This is a genomic window from Alphaproteobacteria bacterium (assembly GCA_015231795.1).
Lineage (GTDB): Bacteria > Pseudomonadota > Alphaproteobacteria > Rhodospirillales > WMHbin7 > WMHbin7.
Map to the genome: position 1 here is coordinate 1 of JADGAX010000009.1, position 20,334 is coordinate 20,334.

At 53.8% G+C, this 20,334-nt stretch carries 24 protein-coding genes; 19 read left to right on the forward strand and 5 right to left on the reverse strand.

Annotated elements, in window-relative coordinates; translation table 11 throughout:
* Nucleotides 1-201: 201 nt before the first annotated feature.
* The gene (locus HQL44_15195) at nt 202-546 is read right to left on the reverse strand and encodes a helix-turn-helix transcriptional regulator (protein ID MBF0269929.1); all 345 of its coding nucleotides are present in this window, start codon (nt 544-546) and stop codon (nt 202-204) included.
* A 174-nt stretch (nt 547-720) separates the two neighbouring features.
* Here HQL44_15195 and HQL44_15200 point away from each other — a divergent pair, with 174 nt between their 5' ends.
* The 5 genes from HQL44_15200 to HQL44_15220 all read left to right on the forward strand — a co-directional run bounded on the left by HQL44_15200 (nt 721) and on the right by HQL44_15220 (nt 4,071).
* Nucleotides 721-1,368 (forward strand): hypothetical protein, encoded by a 648-nt coding sequence (locus tag HQL44_15200; protein ID MBF0269930.1) that lies wholly within the window; start codon nt 721-723, stop codon nt 1,366-1,368.
* Between the two features lie 119 nt (nt 1,369-1,487).
* The gene (locus HQL44_15205) at nt 1,488-1,757 is read left to right on the forward strand and encodes a hypothetical protein (protein MBF0269931.1); all 270 of its coding nucleotides are present in this window, start codon (nt 1,488-1,490) and stop codon (nt 1,755-1,757) included.
* Between the two features lie 61 nt (nt 1,758-1,818).
* Nucleotides 1,819-2,469 (forward strand): sel1 repeat family protein, encoded by a 651-nt coding sequence (locus HQL44_15210; GenBank protein MBF0269932.1) that lies wholly within the window; start codon nt 1,819-1,821, stop codon nt 2,467-2,469.
* A gap of 8 nt (nt 2,470-2,477) precedes the next feature.
* Nucleotides 2,478-3,020, forward strand: a complete 543-nt coding sequence (locus HQL44_15215; protein MBF0269933.1) for a hypothetical protein — start codon at nt 2,478-2,480, stop codon at nt 3,018-3,020.
* 136 nt (nt 3,021-3,156) lie between these two features.
* Complete coding sequence (locus HQL44_15220) at nt 3,157-4,071, forward strand: hypothetical protein (GenBank protein ID MBF0269934.1); 915 nt, start codon at nt 3,157-3,159, stop codon at nt 4,069-4,071.
* A gap of 119 nt (nt 4,072-4,190) precedes the next feature.
* Here HQL44_15220 and HQL44_15225 read toward each other — a convergent pair whose 3' ends face one another.
* The 4 genes from HQL44_15225 to HQL44_15240 are packed head-to-tail and all read right to left on the reverse strand — an operon-like array spanning nt 4,191 to nt 6,973.
* The gene (locus HQL44_15225; protein ID MBF0269935.1) at nt 4,191-4,496 is read right to left on the reverse strand and encodes a superinfection immunity protein; all 306 of its coding nucleotides are present in this window, start codon (nt 4,494-4,496) and stop codon (nt 4,191-4,193) included.
* Nucleotides 4,496-4,891, reverse strand: a complete 396-nt coding sequence (locus HQL44_15230) for a hypothetical protein (GenBank protein MBF0269936.1) — start codon at nt 4,889-4,891, stop codon at nt 4,496-4,498. Before HQL44_15230 ends, HQL44_15225 begins: the two co-directional genes overlap by 1 nt.
* A 57-nt stretch (nt 4,892-4,948) precedes the next feature.
* Nucleotides 4,949-6,418: a hypothetical protein gene (locus HQL44_15235; protein MBF0269937.1), complete on the reverse strand. Its 1,470-nt coding sequence runs from the start codon at nt 6,416-6,418 to the stop codon at nt 4,949-4,951.
* Between the two features lie 60 nt (nt 6,419-6,478).
* Complete coding sequence (locus HQL44_15240; GenBank protein MBF0269938.1) at nt 6,479-6,973, reverse strand: thermonuclease family protein; 495 nt, start codon at nt 6,971-6,973, stop codon at nt 6,479-6,481.
* A gap of 108 nt (nt 6,974-7,081) precedes the next feature.
* On the opposite strand from HQL44_15240, the gene HQL44_15245 reads away from it, so the two are divergent.
* The 14 genes from HQL44_15245 to HQL44_15310 all read left to right on the forward strand — a co-directional run bounded on the left by HQL44_15245 (nt 7,082) and on the right by HQL44_15310 (nt 20,298).
* The gene (locus HQL44_15245; protein ID MBF0269939.1) at nt 7,082-8,032 is read left to right on the forward strand and encodes a WYL domain-containing protein; all 951 of its coding nucleotides are present in this window, start codon (nt 7,082-7,084) and stop codon (nt 8,030-8,032) included.
* 55 nt (nt 8,033-8,087) lie between these two features.
* Entirely contained in the window at nt 8,088-8,330 is a 243-nt protein-coding gene (locus HQL44_15250; protein ID MBF0269940.1) for a hypothetical protein, read from the forward strand.
* A gap of 282 nt (nt 8,331-8,612) precedes the next feature.
* Nucleotides 8,613-8,987 carry a hypothetical protein gene (locus tag HQL44_15255; protein MBF0269941.1) on the forward strand — a complete coding sequence of 125 codons (375 nt, stop codon included), beginning with the start codon at nt 8,613-8,615 and terminating at the stop codon, nt 8,985-8,987.
* 509 nt (nt 8,988-9,496) lie between these two features.
* Entirely contained in the window at nt 9,497-9,793 is a 297-nt protein-coding gene (locus HQL44_15260; protein MBF0269942.1) for a hypothetical protein, read from the forward strand.
* Between the two features lies 1 nt (nt 9,794).
* The gene (locus HQL44_15265) at nt 9,795-10,739 is read left to right on the forward strand and encodes a hypothetical protein (protein MBF0269943.1); all 945 of its coding nucleotides are present in this window, start codon (nt 9,795-9,797) and stop codon (nt 10,737-10,739) included.
* 60 nt (nt 10,740-10,799) lie between these two features.
* Nucleotides 10,800-11,165, forward strand: a complete 366-nt coding sequence (locus HQL44_15270) for a hypothetical protein (GenBank protein MBF0269944.1) — start codon at nt 10,800-10,802, stop codon at nt 11,163-11,165.
* A 104-nt stretch (nt 11,166-11,269) separates the two neighbouring features.
* Nucleotides 11,270-11,875 (forward strand): hypothetical protein, encoded by a 606-nt coding sequence (locus HQL44_15275; GenBank protein MBF0269945.1) that lies wholly within the window; start codon nt 11,270-11,272, stop codon nt 11,873-11,875.
* Nucleotides 11,876-11,921: 46 nt separating this feature from the next.
* Entirely contained in the window at nt 11,922-13,400 is a 1,479-nt protein-coding gene (locus HQL44_15280; GenBank protein MBF0269946.1) for a DUF2779 domain-containing protein, read from the forward strand.
* 190 nt (nt 13,401-13,590) lie between these two features.
* Complete coding sequence (locus HQL44_15285; GenBank protein MBF0269947.1) at nt 13,591-14,001, forward strand: hypothetical protein; 411 nt, start codon at nt 13,591-13,593, stop codon at nt 13,999-14,001.
* A gap of 264 nt (nt 14,002-14,265) precedes the next feature.
* Nucleotides 14,266-17,145, forward strand: coding sequence for a DEAD/DEAH box helicase family protein (locus tag HQL44_15290; protein MBF0269948.1), 2,880 nt, complete (start codon nt 14,266-14,268; stop codon nt 17,143-17,145).
* A 10-nt stretch (nt 17,146-17,155) separates the two neighbouring features.
* A complete protein-coding gene (locus tag HQL44_15295) occupies nt 17,156-19,051 on the forward strand; it encodes a site-specific DNA-methyltransferase (GenBank protein ID MBF0269949.1) in 1,896 nt (631 codons plus the stop codon).
* Between the two features lie 14 nt (nt 19,052-19,065).
* Nucleotides 19,066-19,686, forward strand: a complete 621-nt coding sequence (locus HQL44_15300) for a hypothetical protein (GenBank protein MBF0269950.1) — start codon at nt 19,066-19,068, stop codon at nt 19,684-19,686.
* Complete coding sequence (locus tag HQL44_15305) at nt 19,683-19,862, forward strand: hypothetical protein (GenBank protein ID MBF0269951.1); 180 nt, start codon at nt 19,683-19,685, stop codon at nt 19,860-19,862. The genes HQL44_15300 and HQL44_15305 overlap by 4 nt, the downstream gene beginning before the upstream one ends.
* Before the next feature lie 10 nt (nt 19,863-19,872).
* A complete protein-coding gene (locus tag HQL44_15310; protein ID MBF0269952.1) occupies nt 19,873-20,298 on the forward strand; it encodes a hypothetical protein in 426 nt (141 codons plus the stop codon).
* The last annotated feature ends 36 nt before the right edge of the window (nt 20,299-20,334 follow it).

The following is a 20,334-nucleotide window of genomic DNA, read 5'->3' on the forward strand; positions in this document are numbered from 1 at the left end:
GTCCGGCTCGCCCTGCTTCGCGCGGGCATCGTCAAAAATCTGCGACAGGGGATCACTGAAATACATCAAAGAGACCTCTCTTAAAATTATTTACACTGAATAAATTCAATAATGACCCTGCACGCGCTTTATGGCGCGATGGAGACATGCATCGACTTTTTAGGAATCTGTAGGCGGCCCTTGATGGCCGTATCAGCGCCTTTAGCGTTGATTGCCCTTGGCCAGAACGGCGATTTGCTCGAGCGCTATGCGCAGGCTTTGTTTGTCGAGCGAGCGGGCGATGTCGTTCAGGCGTGCTTCCAACTCGATCCGCTCGGGATCCGTGGTCCCGTCATCTCCCAAGCTCTCGGTCAGTTCCTTGGCCGGAATCCCCAGCTTGTCAGCCAGGCGGCCCAGGGTTTCGTAACTGGGCAGGCTGATGCCACGCTCCATGTTGGAAACCGCATCAACTGAACGGTCGATCATCTCGGCCAGTTCCTCCTGGGTGAGGCCTCGTTGTTTGCGGATGGCCCTCAACTGGGTGCCGAATCGGATTTTCTTGTCCATACCCGGAGTTTCAGCCGGGCAAACACCCTTGACCACCGAGCGCACTCAGTGATAATCGTCATTACACTGATAGTATGCGGCGATACTGGCCGGAACCCGTGGTTTTATCAGGGTGGGGCCTGAATTTGGGCGATTGGGTGAACAGGGGCTTTCCTGCTTTCTTGAGGGGGTAAAATGCGCTTTCTCTTGGCTACCGCCGTCATGCTGGCCGTTCTTGCCTGTTCGCAGAAAACGGCCTTTTCGCAGTACGTCGATTGCGGAACTGCACCATATCCACCAAGCCCACCGCACAAGCCTGAATTCACGTCTTGTACAGATGCGGGTTCGGGCGACCGTAACGCCAGATGCCAAGCGAGACTGCAGAAAACCCAGGATAGATACCGGGAAAAAATGGACGAGTATCAAGCCGACACGGCAATATTCCAGGACAAGAGCGCCGCTTTCGCCAAGTGCATCGCAGCCAATGACGCAACGAAAAAGCAGAATGCCGAAGCAAGGCAACGGGAATTCGAGCAAAAAAAGGCCGAAGACACGGCCAGGAAAAACGAATTGGAGCGTCAGATCGGCCCTGCCGTTCAGGCCGTCGTCGACAAGTTTTCGGCCCGGGGCCAGGTCCAGTTGCAGGCGAACTACAGCGCTTTCTGGCTTGTGGCCACAAAATCAGACGACATGCTGGGCGATCTGCAAACTATCTGCAAAATCCTCGCTCGGCACGACTATGTCGCGAAATACCGGCAATATAGTCCGTCCGGCCCGAAAGTTCGCGCCGTCATCAATGTCGGCAGCATATTGGGCCCGCGCCAGGAAATTAGCTGCGAATGAAGATGACCTGGCGCCTTTCTGGTCAGGATGGTGGATCAGCATGCGTTGCGGCCATCTTCCGCACCCTCGATCATCAGTCTTTTTCCGTCTCGAACAGCCCAACCAGCAAGGAGGCATAAATGGCCACAGCACCCAAACCGCAGGCAGGAACCACCGTCATCATTCAGAACGCTCCCAGCAACGCCCTTGGCATTGCGTCTTTCGTGTTCGGGCTTATCAGCATTTTCTTCCTGTCGATCCTGTTCTCGCCGCTTTCCCTGCTGTTGGGAACCATCGCCGTCATCAAAAGGCAATTCGTCTGGGGCGGCATCGGGATCGTATGCGCCTTCATAGGTCTTATGACCTCGCCGATCTTCCTGGGGATGGTGGGGGCCTCGGCTCTGCACTGATCCGGTGTCCATTCGCGGTCAAGCTTTATGGGCATGGCATGGATATGAAGGACGGGTCGGCATGATCGCGCCAACACAGATGCACCTACATGCGTGGGCAAAGCGTTTGGCTGTTACCCTGTTGCTATGCCTGATGCCCCTCTCCGGCGCCAATGCCGGGCCGTTTGAAGACGGAACTGCTGCCTATGAGAAAGGAGATTTCCTGACTGCGCGCCAGCTATGGCTGCCCCTGGCCGAGCAGGGAAATGTCCTAGCCCAGGCGAATCTTGGCACACTCTATTTTTATGGCCAGGGGGTTCCCAAGAATCTGAGCGAATACGTCAATTGGTGTAAGAAGGCCGCCGTACAGGGTGATCGGCAGTCTCAATACCATCTTGGAGTGGCTTACGAATATGGCCAGGGCGTTGGCCAGGATCATGCCGAGGCCGCCAGTTGGTATCTGAAAGCCGCGGACCAGGACCACACGGCGTCCCAGAACAACCTGGGAATTCTCTATGAAGCGGGAAAGGGGGTGAAGAAGAACAAGGTTCTTGCCCTCAAATGGTACGCGATCGCAGCGCAAAGAGGCTACACGTCAGCCGATTCCGCCACGACTCTCGCCGCTGTCAAAAACAAAGCAAGCCTGAAGGCGGAATTGACATCATCGGAAATTGCCTCGGCGGAAAACATGGCAAGGCTGTGGCGGCCGATGTCGGGGATGAGCCAGCAGTGATGGCTAGAATGCGCCATGTCTTCCTTATCGCCTCTCTTGCTGTCGGCGCCCTGCTGTCAGACGCGCAAACGGCAACGGCGGCGCCCAAAAGAAGCTCGAAAGAAAGAATGCCGCCGTCGCAGCTTGTCATCGTCGAGAAATACAACCTTCGTCCCATCATTCAAATCCTGAACGGCGAGTTGGACGAATATCTCGATCTGGTTCAGATTTCCGATGAGGACATAGCCAAGTTCAAAGACAGGTGCATCGGCATCATAGTGAAGAGCCGCAAGATCGAAAAAGACAAGATCCCGGGTGCTTGCGACTATTTCTACCGATATGCCGTCCAACCCCAGATTCTGGTAAACCGGCGCGTCGTTGAATATATGAACCGGCTGTTCAAGCTATCGGAATCAAGGCCGGTAACGGGCGAAGATGCGAAGGAAGCCATTGGAAATTGTGGTCTCGATCTTAGGAAAGAAGAGGCCTTCAGGAACACAGGGAGCCTGCGCGGCGAGTTGTGCGAATACACGATGCTGGTTTGGTACAATGAATATTTTGGTCAGAAGTGATGCAGTTGGATTCCGGCGGCTCTATGAGGTTGAGGCTATCGGTACGCAATTCAGCATGAACTGTGGGCAGGCAATCCTGCCGACAATTAAGTGAAGTCATATGGGAGATGCGGGTTAACGCATGGGGGTGTCTGCAATGTGGGTCCAGATCAAACCGCTCCGCTATCTGCTTGTAATGTTCCTATTCATTTCGCTTTCGCTCCTGGCAGGAAACCTTCAAGCCCAAACATTAGAAAGCCAAAGCGACCATTCTACAGGCAAAGAAGCGATAGACAAGCTTGACACGGGGCTTGCTGCCTATGGTGGTTCATCTTATGTAACTTCTGTATCAAGGCTCGTTCTCAATCAATTCAAAGGGAAAAGGCTGAATGTCAGGCTGCTTATCACCGCAGCAAGCTTTCTTGCGTTGCTAACCTTCCTTTCCCATTTGGCCAAGAAAGCCGCAACAGGACTGTACATTCCTGACAACGAGACGAAGCATTTTATCCAACTTGAGAAGTTGCTTCGCAGTAGGATAATAGCAATCACATCAATAATTACGTTCATATTTGTTTTCGCAATGAGTCTTGAATTTCTGCTGATTTTCTCTGCGAACACCGAGAAAGAGATGGCCGATTATGGAAATTTGTTTATCAACTTCGATCGCTATGAAGGATATGTCTATGGCCTTGGCGGCATCGCCGTTGCTGCCACATACATTATCTATATCGGCAAATGCGCACGCCATTGGGGCGGTCTATTTGCTCTCTCGATTGTTATTCCCTCGGCAATCATCATGCTGTCGGTTGGCACAGTTTCCGCCTTGATTGCGTCAATTCTGGCGTTTGCAGTAATTGTGCTTTTCTACATCTCCATCGCGCTGTTGATAATTTCAGCCGTCCTGCTAGCAGTCTCCTTCGTTCTCAAGGCATTTCTGGCGGGCAGAACGTCTTCGGTCGCTGCTTCTGTTGGTAGCTTGATTGACCCAAAACCATCAGCACAAGATATAGAATGGCAGGCATATCACAAGGGGCGACGGGAAAAAGAAGCAGAAATTGAACGGGGTTGGTAACCAGCTTTTGGACCTGCACACCGGCGCCCGATTTAACGGCAAAGAGAATGCGCACATTCTCCGTTTGCTCGATCTCGTCCAGCAGCGCCAAAACGCGATTGCGAATGTCGTCGTTAAAATCAGCGGTCACTGTACAGTAACTCCAATCGAGCGAGTTTCTGTCCGTACTCGGGGATGGCGGCGGGCCAGCGCGGATTGCAGCCATGGCAAATGTCCACCTCGGTGACGGTGATTTCCGGCTGCTTCTGAAACGGCAACAGCGACCAGACAAAGGCGATCAGCCAAGTATAGCCCGTCCAGAATGTCAGAACGCAAAGCAGGCCGATCCAACCGCGTGCCGGGTGCTTTCTGGCATAGGCAATCCAAATCGGCAATGAAACTACAGATACAACGGCAACGAAAATCAGCAAGGCTATGGCGTCCATTATCTTCTCCTGTCGTGTTTATGATGAGGTGAGTTCGAGTTCCAGTGGGTCAGCAACTTCTGCCACTGAGTTTGTCCGCGCCCGGCTGCCAGGCGGCGCACATAGGTTGGGATCAGGCTGAAATAGGCGGCCTTCATGGCGCGCTCTTCATACCAGCGGTCGGTGTGTTCACCGTCCGGCTCAAGCCACACGCCAAGTTTCCCTAGGAACGGCGTGATCGGGCAGAAGGGATGCCAATCGCCGTCTTGCTCGATCCAGGCACCGAATTGTTGATCCCATCGCCCATAGGCAACCTGTCCGAACGTTTCTTGTCCCACCAGGGCCGCCGCCGTCATGCGCCAGCAAGGTTCGGCCTGGCGTATGACAAATGGGGCAAATCGTGGCAGAGCGTTCATGCTGAAAGGCTAGACGCCCTGCATGACAATTCCGGTCACCGTTTGTTCCTGTCAGGCTTATGCCGCCCGGCAAGTTGCCGATGCCTCTTCCTCGACAATCGAGACCGACAGGTTGTCGCCATTCCGCTCGTCGTTCTTGATGACGATGGAGGAGGCTTTTCCCTGGTCGAGCTGTTCGATCAGCATGGCCGCCTCAACCTTTGGCAAATATCCCAACTTCGCCCCACCCGGCAGGTAAAGCGCAATAGTTTGCGACTTGCCCTGCGGGCATGGTTCGCGCCGATATTCAAGCTGCGTGTTCCAGCGAATGTTCGACCGTTCTTCAAGCGACAACCAGAAACCGGCCCCAGCCACATAGGTGTCGATGGGCGGCGGCAACAGTTGCTCGGCCAGCACGGCATTGATCGCCGCCAGTGTCTCAGGCTTGAGCGCCTGATTGTGATGGCCCAGCGCGTTGCACAGCTTCCAGCGCCTTGTCGGGAAGTGCGGGAACAGCTCGACGGTCGCCCGTTCCTCGCCCAGCCATCTGTAGAAATAGCTTCGGCCATCCATCGCCTGTGACACATAGGTGTCGTTCCCCACGCAATGGCACATCTGCTGACCTTCCTTTTGAAGCTCATGGATGCTTCTGATGGGGCGCAGCAGGGCGGTGCCGAGAATTGGCGGCTTGCGGAATCGGCTGTCGGGCTCCAGCTTTTCCTGCCATCGGAACAAGCGCTCTTCGACGTCATCCCAATTCTTGGCCGTCGAAAGTGAACGCACAATCCTTTCCCGCATCACTTCGTGACAGTCGCGAATCTCCGGCGAGATGATTTCCTCGCCCTCAATTCCACCGATATTGTCATTGACCATGATTCGCGCCAGAGCGGGATGCAGCAGCCAAGGCGGAATGCTAACCAGACCATATAAATGCCATGCGGAAATCCAAGGCAAAGGCAGGACCGCCTTGCGCGCCATTGGATTTGCGGCCAAGCCAACCATATTTTGAATGAACTCGGCATCAATATCTACGGCATCCGCCTTCATAATCAGTTTCAGCGCCGCCCGATCAAAATCCTCGCTTGCCATAAGATCGCGCAGCAGTGAAACCCGATCCTCACGCATCATACGATTGTTAAGTCGCGTGCGGGCGGCATCGGACAATCGGCTCGCTTCCCCAAGCTCCCAAACAGCAAGAATGAAATTGATTCCCGGGCCTGTGAACTCCTGCGCCAGGAATTTGTCGAAGCCCGGTACGTGGCGCATGGCATCTAATGCCAGCCACTGATGACCGATGCATCTCGCCGCCAATTTGCAGACCTTTTCCGGAATGCGGACGAACAAATCCTGCAAAGCCCAGTCCAGGCTTGTGAGCAGTTCTCCATATTCATCAAAATAGTCCTCGTCGGGAACATGGCTGTGGGCTATGGCGTAATCGCCCTTGGACAGAATCCAGCAATGAAACCCCACCTCCCAATCGCATTGATGGATGGTCTGGGCTTCATCGTAAATGACCACTTCAAGGTCCAGGCGCTCGTATCGGGCCATGTCTTCTCCTTCAGGCTCTATTGAAAACCTGAAAGGTGACCATTTTGGTCATGTTGGCCGCTATGGGCGCTTGCTGGCCTTGCGCCAATCCCAGGGATTCGTGAAAGCGCCCTTCCAGACGCCATTACCGTTGGCCTTGGCCCATTCTTCCTGGGGCAGATAGGCGTTGCTGTAATGCCGATAGGCCAAGGCCCAACCCTGGCCGACCATCCAGGCACCTATATCTTCTGCGCCGATCTCGCATGTCGCGATCACGCGCTTGTAGCGGTCGCGCCCATGTTCGGTGCAGGTGACAGACTTTCCTTCAAGGCGGTTGGACAGCTCCAGCAACGCCACCTGCCCGCAAGGCCAATCGCCATTGTCCGACTGGCAGTTTTGGCGCTTCTCAGGTGCGTCGATGCCAAACAAGCGGATGCGTGTATGGGCGACCTCGATCGTATCGCCGTCGATCACGGTGGGTGTGCCCTCAACCGTTCCCGCCTGGGCAGGCTGGGAAAGGGCAAGGCAGAAACAAGCGAATAAGATGGAATTTCTCACAACAGCCCTCGGTTGCATTCCAGGCTTTATCCAACCACGGAACTGTGTCAGAATTGGTCACACATTACGGCGACAAGGGGGCATGGGGTGCGTTACGAAAAGGCCGACAATCTACTGCAACTGGCCATGGAGATGCAGGCGGCGCGCACCGGGCTGACGCTGGGAGATATCGAAAGCCGCTTTGGCGTGGGGCGGCGCACCGCCATGCGAATGCGCGATGCGGTTTTGCGCACCTTCCCCCAGGCCGAGGAAGTCGACAGCGACGAGCGCACCAAGCGCTGGCGCATTCCGCCGGGCACGCTGGATCGGCTGGCCACCTGCACGGCCGAGGAATTGGCAGCACTTGAGGCGGCGGTTCAATTGATGGAGCGCGACAACCGCGAGGACGAAGCGGCGGAATTGGCGACCCTGGCCGCCAAGCTGAAGGCGCTATTGAAGCCCGAGGTTGCGAGACGGGTTGAGCCCGACCTCGAAGCCCTGTTGGAGGCCGAGGGACTCGCCATGCGGCCAGGGCCGCGCCCCAATATCGCGCCCATGGTCATCGAGGATTTGCGCCAAGCCATCAAGGCCTGCCGGAAGGTAACGCTCGCCTACCGCAACCGGACGACGGGCCGCGTCAACAAGCGGCTCGTGCATCCCTATGGATTCTTGCATGGGCATCGGCATTATCTGGTGGCGTGGCACGAAAACCCCAAGGCCAACAAGGTCGCCCTGTTCAGCCTAGCCCATATCGAAGAAGTGACGATCGAGGCCGAGCCGTTCACCCGCGATCCTGCGTTCAACTTGAAGGACTTCGCGGCGCGCTCTTTCGGTCTCTTCCAAGGCGACGAACCGTTCGAGGTGGTCTGGCGATTCAAGCCCGAAGCCGCCCCTTTCGCTGAAGATTTTGTTTTCCACCCCAACCAAACCGTCGAGCGTAAAAAGGACGGCAGCCTTGTCGTCCGCTTTACCGCCGGCAGCGACCTTGAAATGGCTTGGCATCTGTATGCCTGGGGCGACAAGGTCGATGTGCTGGCGCCCAAGCGGCTGGCTGATCTCGTTCATCCCAGGCGCGTAAGCTGGCCTGCGTTGCCGTGAACTGTCGGCGGCGCAGAAGCTGAGCATGTTTATGAGGGCAATAAGGCAAATAAAGATGAGTAGCCACAGCCACCTGTCTGACTCATCCTCGATGGCTGGACTCACTATCTTCTCGCCAATGCGTCCGATGGCGATGTTTTCCAGAATCGCCATGACCGCCGGGTTCGAATATCTGGGCGCCGCATTATCCCATCTGGCCTCAACCCAAAGAATGATGGCGCTTTTGACAAGCTGGTCCATCCCCTCGCTTTGGCGTGCCGAGACAGGCAGCAGATACTTCGCCAGCATGCGCACCTGATAGATCGACAGCAGCGACATAGCCGCATCGGCAGCCTCCTGGGCTGCTTGGCGCAGCATCCGCTTGCGCTCGAACGGTTTGGAGATGTCTGCAAAGCCGTCCGTTTGAACAGCTTGGAGGTAGAGGCTTTGGGTCATATGCAATGCATATGGCAGCAACATGTCAAATTTGGTCACTTGGCAAAGTGGCTCATGAATTTGAATGTGACCAGTTCTGGCATGTGCACGCGTCATCATCCTTCGGAAAAGGCATGTAATCCGACGCAAACAGAGGGTGTCGTCCATGGCGTATAACCTGGTGCCAAGGCAGATACTTGTTGCCGCCCTGATAGGCGGATTGCTGGGCGGCTGCGCCTCGTTTGAGCCAAAGGATGATACTGCCTCGGCTGTGGAAAAATTCGAAATAGATAAACGCGACTGCCGCGAGTTGGCCGACAGACTGAATGGCTCGGCAGGCAACAATGCCCTTGCGGGCTTGTTTGTCGGCTCCATCCTTGGGGCAGGCGAAGGTGCCGTGGCAGGAGCGCATCAAGGCGCGGCAGGTGACGGTGCTTGGATTGGTGCGGCCGCAGGCGCAGGTCTGGGGCTGTTTATTGGTCTCGGCAAATCTGTTGCCGATTACAACGCGTCCTATCGGCAGTGCATGGAGGGACGGTAATATGTTCAATAACTCATCAAAGTCTGCAAACAATGACAAACTATTTGATAGCGTGAAGTGCTTTCAATGACAGTTATGTTGATAGCGGATGACAAAACAATATTGTTGATGGCGTATGGAAGACGACTATATCGACATTCAATCTCGTCCAGAGATTCAAAACGCCTTGGCGAGAATTCTTCACCATGCCTTTGTAATTATGAGGTGCCAAGCGAGCCATCTTTGCGCTGCTGATCTTCCTGTTGTAGTGTTGGAGATCGGTGATGCACTTCATAATGTTCCGCTATACATGAAGAGCAATGCCGAGGTTCAGAGGGATAGAGCGTCGTCGTTTAGCCCATCGATTTTTCTGAATAAATGCCTGAGGCACCTGGACCGTGGAATATGTAGCTGTAATGGAACGGGCAAGGCGGCTCTTGAATCCATGAGACAAGTCATTTTGATTGAGATGGAGAGCTGCGGATTTTCATACTCGCCATATAAGGCGGATAGCAACAAGGGGAAGGGCAATGAATAATCTTGCTTCAATAATCGAATTCGTTCGATCCAACGAAAGGGTTTGCCCGCAACCCGATTTCTGGAACAGGCTATACAAGCTACTTCCAAATCGACAGCAGCTTTCATCTGGTGGATGGGAGCCTTCTTTACCGCTTATTTTGGCCGCTTGGTGGGAAACAACCGACGAGCAAAAGCAGGAACGACTCATCTCTCATATTCACTGGGCTGAAAAGCATGGGGGGCTCGGTAACGTTGAAGCTTTCATAAAGGAGATGCAAGAATCTGATTGGCATCACAGGGGGGACTAACATGGTCACGGCATCTCGCGTTCGCTACATCAAGCTGGGCTCAGGTGGTATGTGGGAGAAAGAGTGCTTTGAAAAGGGCGTTATTCGTTTGGGATTCAGCACCGAAACGCATTTTGATATTTGCATGAATGGCGATTGGAAAGCCCTTACTGAGAAATTCCATGCCTCAGGGAAGACAAAAGGCGTAGCTACGAATTTCAGCAATCAAGTGAAGGCCTTTTTTGAAGATGATGGGATTCTTTGGATAACATTTTATGACAATAAACTTTGGTGGGCGTTTGCAGATATAGAAGAACAAATTTGCCGCCACCCTGATGGAGACGGCACCTTTCGCAAGGTAAGGGAACGCTGGAGCGATTGCGAGGAACGTTGGAGCGATTGCTACATAAATCGCCAGACATTAAACATGGATGACATCTCTGGTCGAATTACGCGGCTAGCAGGTTTTCGAGGGGCCTGTGCAGAAATTAGAGATAAAGAGGATATAGAATACATTATCCGCCGGATTAACGGCTTGCGACTAAAGGCAGCTGAGGAGGCAGAGCGATTATCCCACGATTTGTGCGGCAATATTGTTTTGATGTTGCAAAAGCTGACCCCTAAGGATTTTGAGCTGCTGGTTGACCTTGTTTTCTCGGGCAGTGGCTGGCGCAGGCAAAGTGTTGTCGGAGAAACACAGAAAACTGTCGACATGGTGCTTCAGCTTCCAACTACTGGGGAACGCGCTTTTGTTCAGGTAAAAAGCAGCGCCAACCAGAAAAACTTCAATGAGGAATACCTGGAAGCATTTCAGAACATGGGGCAGTTTGGGCGCATGTTCTTCGTATATCACACAGGAGCAATTTCTTGTGCCGATCCCAGCGTAACGATAATTGGCCCTGAGAAGTTTGCACAAATGGTGCTTGATGCAGGTCTAACGAGCTGGCTGATAAACCGTGTTTCATAACACACAAGAAAGCATTAGTAACAGAAATGCGCTGGTGACATTGCTTGGCAGGGAAACGACATGCATCGAGTTGATGGATATGATCTCGAATTCACTGCGCGCACCAGTTGGATGGCGCGTGTTCACAAAAATGGCCAGGAGCTTGCCGAGGTTCCCGTGGCTTGGGCGGATCAAATGACATGGGACCGAGCAGCTAAAGCTCCTGGTGAATTTTTGGTCTGGCTAACGACAGCTAAGAAAGCCGAAGAGTGGCTTAAAATGGGTGAAACGATTATTGCAGTAGCTCAAGCCATTGATCCCTGCGAAAAGCCACGCAGGTTCAAACAATTTTCACGTTTATATAGGGTTCTCCCAGTTTCCAAAACAGATGATCCGCTGGCTGTTCGAGCTCTCTATGTTAGCCTGGTCACATCAGATGGCTTTTAACTGAGCTGCAAAACGATGCATAAGAATGGCATCAACGATGGATGCCCGAATCTGACACATAGCCCTGCCTAAATGATGATGTTCTTTCAGCAAGGGGGGCCATCATGGTTCGCAAACATCGTCTTCTGCCCACACTCGCTCTTGGCCTGGCTCTGCCCGGCTGCGCCAGCATCGTCAGCGACAATAATTCCGGCACCTATATCGAGACCGATCCCGAAAAGGCGCGTTGCGAACTGCATGGCCAGGATTTCACACGCGTGGTCGAAACGCCCAACAGCGTCATGCTGCCGTCGTCGGCGGCCCCTGTCACCATCGCCTGCAAAGCCAATGGCTACAAGAACACGACGGCGGTTCTGGACACCAAGCTGGATGGCTGGATTTTCGGCAATCTTCTGTTTGGCGGAATCATCGGTGTCGCCGTCGATGCCGCACGCGGCGCCGGGCAGAAATTCCCGCCACGCTTCTCGCTGGTGCTGGAGCCCGAGAGGTTCTCAAGCCTTGGCGAACGTGACCAATATTACGATGGCAGGCGCAAGGCGACCGAAGACAAATGGGCGCGCATCCAGTCCGATCTGCAAACCCAATGCGGTTCCGGAGCCGATGCCGGACGTCCCGACTGCTCGCAGCGCGTGGACCAAGCCAAAATCGAACGCGACAAGGAAATGGCCCAGATCGAAGACATGCGGGCCAAGGCGAAAATCGGGGGATAGGGCAAGCGCTCTGTCAATTCATGCCGCAGAAAGCTAAGATCGACCCATGACATCCAAGACGCCATATCTGACCAAATCGCGCTACGTTCAGGGGCTGACATGTCCGAAATGGCTGTGGCTTGGCTGGCATGATCCGGCGCCCTATGCGGACCCCGAGCCGGGAACGCCGGCTTATGTCGGCATTGAAGTGGGCAAGAAGGCGCATCTGCTTTTTCCCGGCGGCGTGTTGGTCAATAGCGCGCCCTGGCAGCATGCCGAGGCTGTTCAGCGAACCCGGGCGCTGATGGCCGATCCCGCTGTTCCTGCCATTTTTGAAGCGGCACTTGAGCATCAAGGCGTTCGCATTCGAGTCGATATTTTGGAGCGCCTGCCCAAAGGGGGGTGGGGTATCCGGGAAGTCAAATCAAGCAGCGGCGTCAAGGATGATTACATCCACGATCTGGCCGTTCAGGTCTATGTGCTATCGGGCTGCGGGCTTGACCTGCGCTCGATCGAACTGATCCATATCGACACGTCATATGTTCGCGGGTCTGGCGGTATCGATTGGGCATCGTTTTTTGCCCGCAAAGATCTGTCCAAGGCCGTGAAGGAATTGTTGCCGGACATTCCGGGGCAGACGGCAAAGTTGTTTGGCATTCTGGCAAGCCAGACCCATCCTGATATTCCGTCCGGCAAACACTGCCCGGATTACTGCCCCTTCTGGGACCGCTGCACCGAGGGTAAACCGGAAGACTGGGTTCTTACTCTGCCGCGTATTACCGAGGGTCAGCTTGAGAAGTTGGCAGCACTTGGCATCGAAAGCATTCGCAATATTCCCGACGACTTCGGCTTGAACGAAACGCAGGCCAGGGTCCGGAACGTTCTGAAATCTGGCAAGCCCTGGCTGTCGCCTGACTTGGCCAAGGCCTTGCGCAGTTTCGGCCCTCCGGCTGACTATCTCGATTTTGAAACCGTGGGTCCAGCGATTCCACTGTATGAAGGAACGCGCCCATTCCAGCCACTTCCTTTTCAATGGTCACTGCACAGGCTTGGGGCTGACGGCAATCTGACCCACGCTGAATTTCTGGCCCTCGGCGATGTTGATCCCAGGCGCGCATTCACCGAAGCACTAATCGCGGCCTTGGACGGTTCCAACGATCCGATCGTTGTCTATTCCTCCTTCGAGCATCGCATCATCCGCGAGATGGCGTCCCTTTTCCCGGAACATGCTAAGGCTCTTGATCGGATTGCCAAACGTCTGGCCGACCTGCTGCCGGTCGTACGCAGCTATGTCTATTTTCCAAAATTCGAAGGGTCGTTTTCGATCAAGAAAGTTGGCCCCGCGCTCACAAAGAATATCGATTATGGGGCACTCGACATCATCGCCGATGGCCAGGCCGCTCAATCGGCCTTCGAGCGCATCGCATCCGGGAACCTAAGGCCGGGCGAACATGCCGCCTCAATCCGCGCTGCCCTGCTTCGCTATTGCGAAATGGATACCCTGGCGATGGTCGAGGTGCATAAGTCAATTCGACGACTTATATAATCTCGTTTTGAAATGCGACAGCCAAACAACGAAATAGCCGCGTTTCCAATTCAGAAAAATATGCACGATATTTTAGGATAAGGCATTCTAGCGTAAGATAGGGAATCGAACGTTCTCCTTGAAAAGACAAGATAATTCGGCTGAGATGGTTTAGCGGCAGGAGGCCGCTAAACCATCGAAGGAGCTCAACGTGAAACCAAAAAGCAAACTTGCGCCAAACGAAACCAGCATCAAGCTGCGTGAAGCCCGAATCCGCAAACTGTTAGATCGCGCAAAACTGCTGAAGAGCGTTAATAAGACCGCCGAAAGAAAGCTACTACAGCGGATGAAATTCATCTGTGGGCATCTGGTGATCAGATCGATGCGCTTAGATCCAAAATTGCGAAATTGTGTGCGAGACATTTTACTAGCTGAACAGTTCGCTTGGTTCGATCGCGACCCTGCGGTAGAGCTGATGAAGGCCTGCTATGGGGATCCTGCAACGCTGGAGATTAATCCCCCGCCCAGCAACGACAATGACGACCCAACGCCCCTGCCATCGCCAGCCCCTGAACCGACGGGTCCGAGCGGCGTCAGCGGTGGAGTAGCGGTTAAGGTCTAAAATTCCGCAACACCGCAAAGCCCCCGCCCCAAAGGCGGGGGTTTTTCCTTGCGTGATCAAAGCGCGCACATATGACCAAAACGGGCACATAATTGATCGATAGTGGATATCGGGGATAAAATCGGCGACAACAATCAGCAACCAATATTGAGAATATTCCCGACGGTCCAAGCTTGTGTAGCTCCCCCGGCTTGTCGTATTCTTGTGGAATTCAACGCTTGGTCGTGGGGCGGCCAGAGCAGAAAAGAGGGGCAATTTCAGGTCATGATCACGGAATATCATGCCAAGCTCTTTGCGCACGAGCTGTGCAAGCGGCATTCGGTTTCGGATGCCGAGAAGCTGGCCAGCGCGCTGCTCGATGCTCAGGTCGATCTGAATCCCCACCAGGTCGAAGCGGCGCTATTCGCCTTCAAATCCCCCCTTTCCAAAGGAGCGGTGCTGGCCGATGAAGTGGGCCTTGGCAAGACGATCGAGGCTGGACTGGTTCTGGCCCAGAAATGGACCGAGGGCAAACGGCGCATCCTGATCATCTCGCCCGCCAACCTGCGCAAACAATGGTCGCAAGAAGTCGAGGAGAAGTTCTTTCTCCCTACATTGATTCTGGAGGCCAAGAACTACGCCAAAATGCGAAAGGAAGGACAACGCCATCCTTTCGAGCAAAAGTCTCTCGTCATATGTTCTTTCCAGTTTGCGGCGCGCCATGCCGATGAGTTGATGATCACCCCCTGGGACTTGGTGGTCGTTGACGAGGCGCATCGGCTGCGCAACGTCTATCGGCCCGACAACCGCATCGGGCGCGCGCTTAAACTGGCGTTGGCAAACGCGCCCAAGGTCCTGCTGACCGCTACGCCCCTACAGAACTCGCTGATGGAGCTGTACGGCCTGGTCAGCCTGATCGACGACTTCGCGTTCGGCGATGCCAAGAGCTTTCGCGCCCAATATGCCCGACTAAGCGGCGACGGCCAGTTCGACGAGTTGAAGACCCGACTCAAGGATGTCTGCCACCGTACCCTGCGCCGCCAGGTGCTGGAATATATCCGCTATACCAATCGTATTCCGATTACGCAGGAGTTCGTCCCCACACCAGACGAACAGTCGCTCTACGACATGGTGTCGGACTATCTGCGCCGCCCGTCCCTTCAAGCCCTACCCACCAGCCAGCGGACACTGATGACGCTGATCATGCGAAAGCTGCTGGCCTCATCCACCTTCGCCATTGCCGGCGCGCTTGATTCATTGGCTAACAAGCTGGAGCGGCAGTTAAAAGATGACACCGCGCTGCGCACCAACCTGGAAGAGGATGGCGGGGAAAACGGCTCGCCAATGGAAGAGATAACCCGTGACTTCGACGGCTTCTCCGAAGAGGCCGAGGAATGGGTGGACGACGAAGATAGCGATGGCCTTTTGTCCGGCGAAGACATTGCCGCCATAGAACATGAAATTTCTGACCTGCGGTCCTTCCGCGATCTGGCCGTCTCTATTTCCGAGAACGCCAAAGGTCAGTCGTTGCTCAGCGCCCTTCGGGCAGGGTTTGACAAAGCGCGCGAATTGGGCGGGCCGGAGAAGGCCATCATCTTCACCGAATCCCGCCGTACGCAGGACTATCTTCTGAAGTTGCTCTCCCGTAACGGCTACGAGGGCCAACTAGTCCTGTTCAACGGCTCCAACGCCGACCCGCAATCCAAGGCCATCTATAACGATTGGGCCTATCGCCATAAGAACAGTGATAAGGTCACAGGATCGCGCAGCGCCGACATGCGGGCCGCCCTGGTCGAACACTTCAAGGAACGCGCCTCGATCATGATCGCCACCGAGGCGGCGGCCGAGGGCATCAACCTGCAATTCTGCTCGATGGTGGTGAATTACGACCTGCCCTGGAATCCGCAACGCATCGAACAGCGCATCGGTCGCTGCCACCGCTATGGCCAGCGCTTTGACGTCGTGGTGGTCAACTTTCTGAACAAGAACAACGCCGCCGATCAGCGAGTGTACGAGCTGCTTTCCGAGAAGTTCCAGCTTTTCTCGGGCGTCTTTGGCGCTTCTGACGAGGTGCTGGGCGCCATCGAATCGGGCGTTGAATTTGAAAAGCGCATTGTCTCCATCTATCAGAACTGCCGCTCGACCGAGGACATCGAGGCCGAATTCGAGAACCTTCGCAAGGAAATGGACGAGACGATCAGCACCACGATGGAGGACACAAGGCGCAAGCTGCTGGAGAATTTCGACGCCGAGGTTCACGACCGCTTGAAGATCAATATGGAGCAAAGCCAGGAATATCTGGACAAGTACACCCACATGCTGTGGGCGGTGACTAAGCACGAGTTAGGCAAGCAAGCCAAGTTCGACGAAAGCTATCTGACCTTCGCGCTGAAAACACCGCCCAAGGGTGTGCAGACGCCTGCTGGGCATTATTATCTGGGCAAGCAGGGGATCGATGGCCACCGCTACCGTCTGGGCCATCCGCTGGCCCAGCATGTTCTGGCCGAGGCAGCCGGCCGCCCCCTGAATGGGGCGGAATTGGTGTTCGATTATTCCAGCTGGCAAAAAAAGGCGGTGGCGGTTGAAACGCTGCTTGGCAAAACAGGCTCGCTTCTGGCCCACAAGCTTTCAGTGCGGGGTGCCGACGACCAGGACCATATTATCCTGGCTGGCGTGACTGACGAAGGGCAACAACTGGATCCCGGGGTCGCCCTGCGCCTGTTCGACCTGCCGGTAAGGAAAAACGGGGCGGATAGCGTTGCCGTGCCCGAGTCGCTGGGAAAAATGGTCGAGTCGCGCCGCCAGGAGATATTGGAGGCCATTTCCGTAAAGCAATCGGTCTGGTTTGACGAGGAGATGGAAAAACTCGACAATTGGGCCGAGGATAAGCGGGCGGGGCTGAAGGCGGACCTCAAGGATCTTGACGAGCAGATCAAGGACTTGAAGAAGAGAATTCGGCAAACCGGCAACCTGCCGGACAAGTTGGCTTTGCAGCGCGAAGCCAAGGGGCTGGAGGCCAAGCGCGACGAGGCCTGGCGCAACTACGACGCGGCGGCCAAAAGCGTCGAGACCGAGAAGGATGGTCTCCTCGATCAGGTGGAAGCCAGGCTTGGCCAGCAATTGTCCGACGAGCCATTGTTCGCAATTAAATTCAGGGTCGAGTAAGGGAAGCAGAATGACAGAGCCGGAAAAGATGGACCTTCGGTCGATGGATGTGGCGGCTGAGAAGCGGGATGAGCTGAAACACTGCCTGGGCCAGGTCTTTCCGGAAGTGTTCGCCGAGGGCAAGATCGATTTTGACCAGCTAAAGCGCGTTCTTGGCGAATGGGTCGAACCTGGCAAGGAGCGTTTCGGCCTGAACTGGCCCGGCAAGGCTGAGTGTATGAAGATCATCCAGCAGCCCAGCGTGGCGACGCTGAAGCCGGTGCGCGAAGAGTCGGTCAATTTCGATGAAACCGAAAACCTGTTTATCGAGGGCGATAACCTGGAGGTGCTTAAGCTTCTCCAGAAGGCCTATTTCGGCAAGATCAAAATGATCTATATCGACCCGCCCTACAACACGGGCGGCGACTTTATTTATCCAGATAACTTCTCAGAGACTTTGGAAACTTACCTAAGGTATACAAGCCAAATTGACGAATACGGCAACCCAATGTCATCTAATGTTGATACCTCAGGAAGATACCATTCCCGATGGCTTAGCATGATGTATCCAAGGCTATACCTTGCCCATTCATTGTTAAGTGAGTTTGGATGTGTCTTTATTTCGATTGATGATACAGAGGCATATTCGCTAAAGCACATGATGGATGACATTTTCGGGGAAGAAAATTTCGTAGCAAACATTGCATGGCAAAAGGTCTTTGCGAAGAAAAATAAGGCCCTTATTTCGGGGAGCCATGATCACGTTCTCGTCTACGTAAAGAACATTGAATTTTGGGTTAGAAATTTGCTGCCAAGAACGGATGAACAGTTAGCAGCTTTCAAGAATATGGACAATGATCCCAGAGGTAAGTGGCAGAGCGTATCGTTTTCCGTCCAGAGTGAGGATGCGGAAAAAAGAGCCCCGTACAGGTATAAGATTACTCTTCCATCGGGAAGGGAGGTTCTTCCGCCAGTCGGGCGACATTGGAATGGCCTGCCAGACAAGTTTAATGAGTTAACCTCCGACAACCGAATCTGGTTCGGAACGGACGGTGATAGCCCCCCACGGGTAAAAGTTTTTTTGTCAGAAGTGCAAGAAGGAATTGTCCCTGACACATGGTGGTCGCATGACGAAACAGGAAACAACCAAGAGGCAAAAAAAGAAATCATAGAGCTTTTTGGAGAAGGCGAGCCGTTCTCAACGCCAAAACCAACACGGCTAATTTCACGAATGCTAAAAATTGCGACGTCAAATGATGGCGGCGATTTAGTATTGGATTTCTTTAGTGGGTCATGCACTACAGCTCATTCCGTCTTAAAAGAAAATCTACAAGATAACGGGAACCGTAAATTCATTATGGTTCAACTCCCTGAGCCAACATTGCGACCAGATTTTAAGACAATCGCCGACATCGGAATGGCAAGAATACGCAAGGCAGCGAAGCAGATTGAGAGCGACTGTTCGGTGGAATTAAACCTTAGAGAAATATATAACCTTGATCTTGGCTTCAAAGCCTTCAAGCTCGACCGCTCGAATTTTAAGGTTTGGGATGGCAATGCCGAGACGTTCGATGAAAGCGGCAAGCAGCTAGAGTTGCATGTCGACCACCTGTCGCCCGCCAGCAGCGCCGAAGACATTCTCTACGAATTGCTTCTGAAAGCGGGCTTTCCGCTCACGACCAAGGTGACCACGGTCGAGATGGCCGGCAAGCAGGTCTTCTCCGTTCAGGATGGAAATCTGCTGATCTGCCTTGAAAAGGAACTGACGTCGGAACTGATCGACGCCTTGGCAGAAGCCAACCCCTCGCAGGTCATTTGCCTGGACGAGGGCTTTAAGGGCAACGACCAGCTCAAGACCAACGCCGTGCAAACCTTCAAATCCCGCGCCCAGTCCAAAGAAACCGAAATTGTGTTCCGAACGGTGTGAGGGAGATAGATACAATGATCCCCTCCCGCTTCGTTGTTGAATATCCGCAAAGATGCAGTGATCTGTTGTGCATGCTTGAGGCTGACGCCAGAAAGGCGGACCTGCTTGGTTCCTTCTCTGTGCTTGTTGCATCAGCTGCATTTACAATCCCATTTTCTAGAATCGTTGAGCCAAAGCATCCATTAGGGCATCACGAAGACAGGTTGAGTAAAGCAATTAAAAAACTAAAGAAGGTCCCCTTTCAAAGGGCGCCATTCTTTCATGAGAAATCGCAAATCTTTTTCCGCTATGCACTTATCGCAACGAATCCAGAATGTACTCAAAGCTGGCGAAATAGCTCTGGAGTTCATCCTATCGACTCAACAGAGGAAAAGGACGGGAACACAATTTTACGAGCCATTCGCAACGCACTCGCACACGGTAATGTCGTTTATCTTGACAAATGGGGACATGAAACTCCCGGTGAGAAATTAACTTACCTAGGCTTCATAAGCAAACATGAAAGCAAACAAGGGAACTATCGAGTTGCCATTTTTGATGGAGAGGGCTTTCTTGAGTTTTTGAAAGGCTGGATTAAGTGGATTGCCTCATTCCCCGCCGAAACAAAATTTGAATTTCAGGAGGCTGCAGAATGAACAAGCAATATGAGCTTCTTGCTGAAGATGGTTTGTGCTGTTGCCGTGAGCAAGTAGGGATGGCCAAGTTTGAACAGCCTCTGTTGAGTAACGACCAGCTAAAAACCAACGGCGTGCAAACCTTCAAATCTCGCGCCCAGCCCAAAGAAACCAAAATCGTGTTCAGAACGGTGTGAGGCACGAACCATGTCCGACGATCTGGCCCAACAGGAGCATATGGAAAAAAACGTTGCTTACTATGAGACGTTCCTGTCCGCCTGGGTGGATAGCCGGATGGAGAAAGATAAGCAGATACTCACGCTCTCAGCTTTGGCCATTGGTCTGCTAGTTACCTTCAAAGATGGCTTGAATGATGTCGTTTCCTTCTGCGTATGGCTTGGGGCGAGCAGTTCATTTGTTGCTGCCATCGTCATCATTCTCATGATCTTTACCCAGAACAGCGAATATATCGAGCGGTTGATCCGCGAAGACCTTCCCGCCGAGAAATACGCCATCGAGAGATCGCTACAGCGAAGAACCGTGTGGGCATTCTGGTTGTTCGTGGTTGGTGTGACATTGACAATGCTGCTGGCCGTCTATGGCGCCGGATTCAAAATCGTCAAAGGAGTCTGATATGTCGGATCAAAAGAATCAGTCTGTCCCATTACG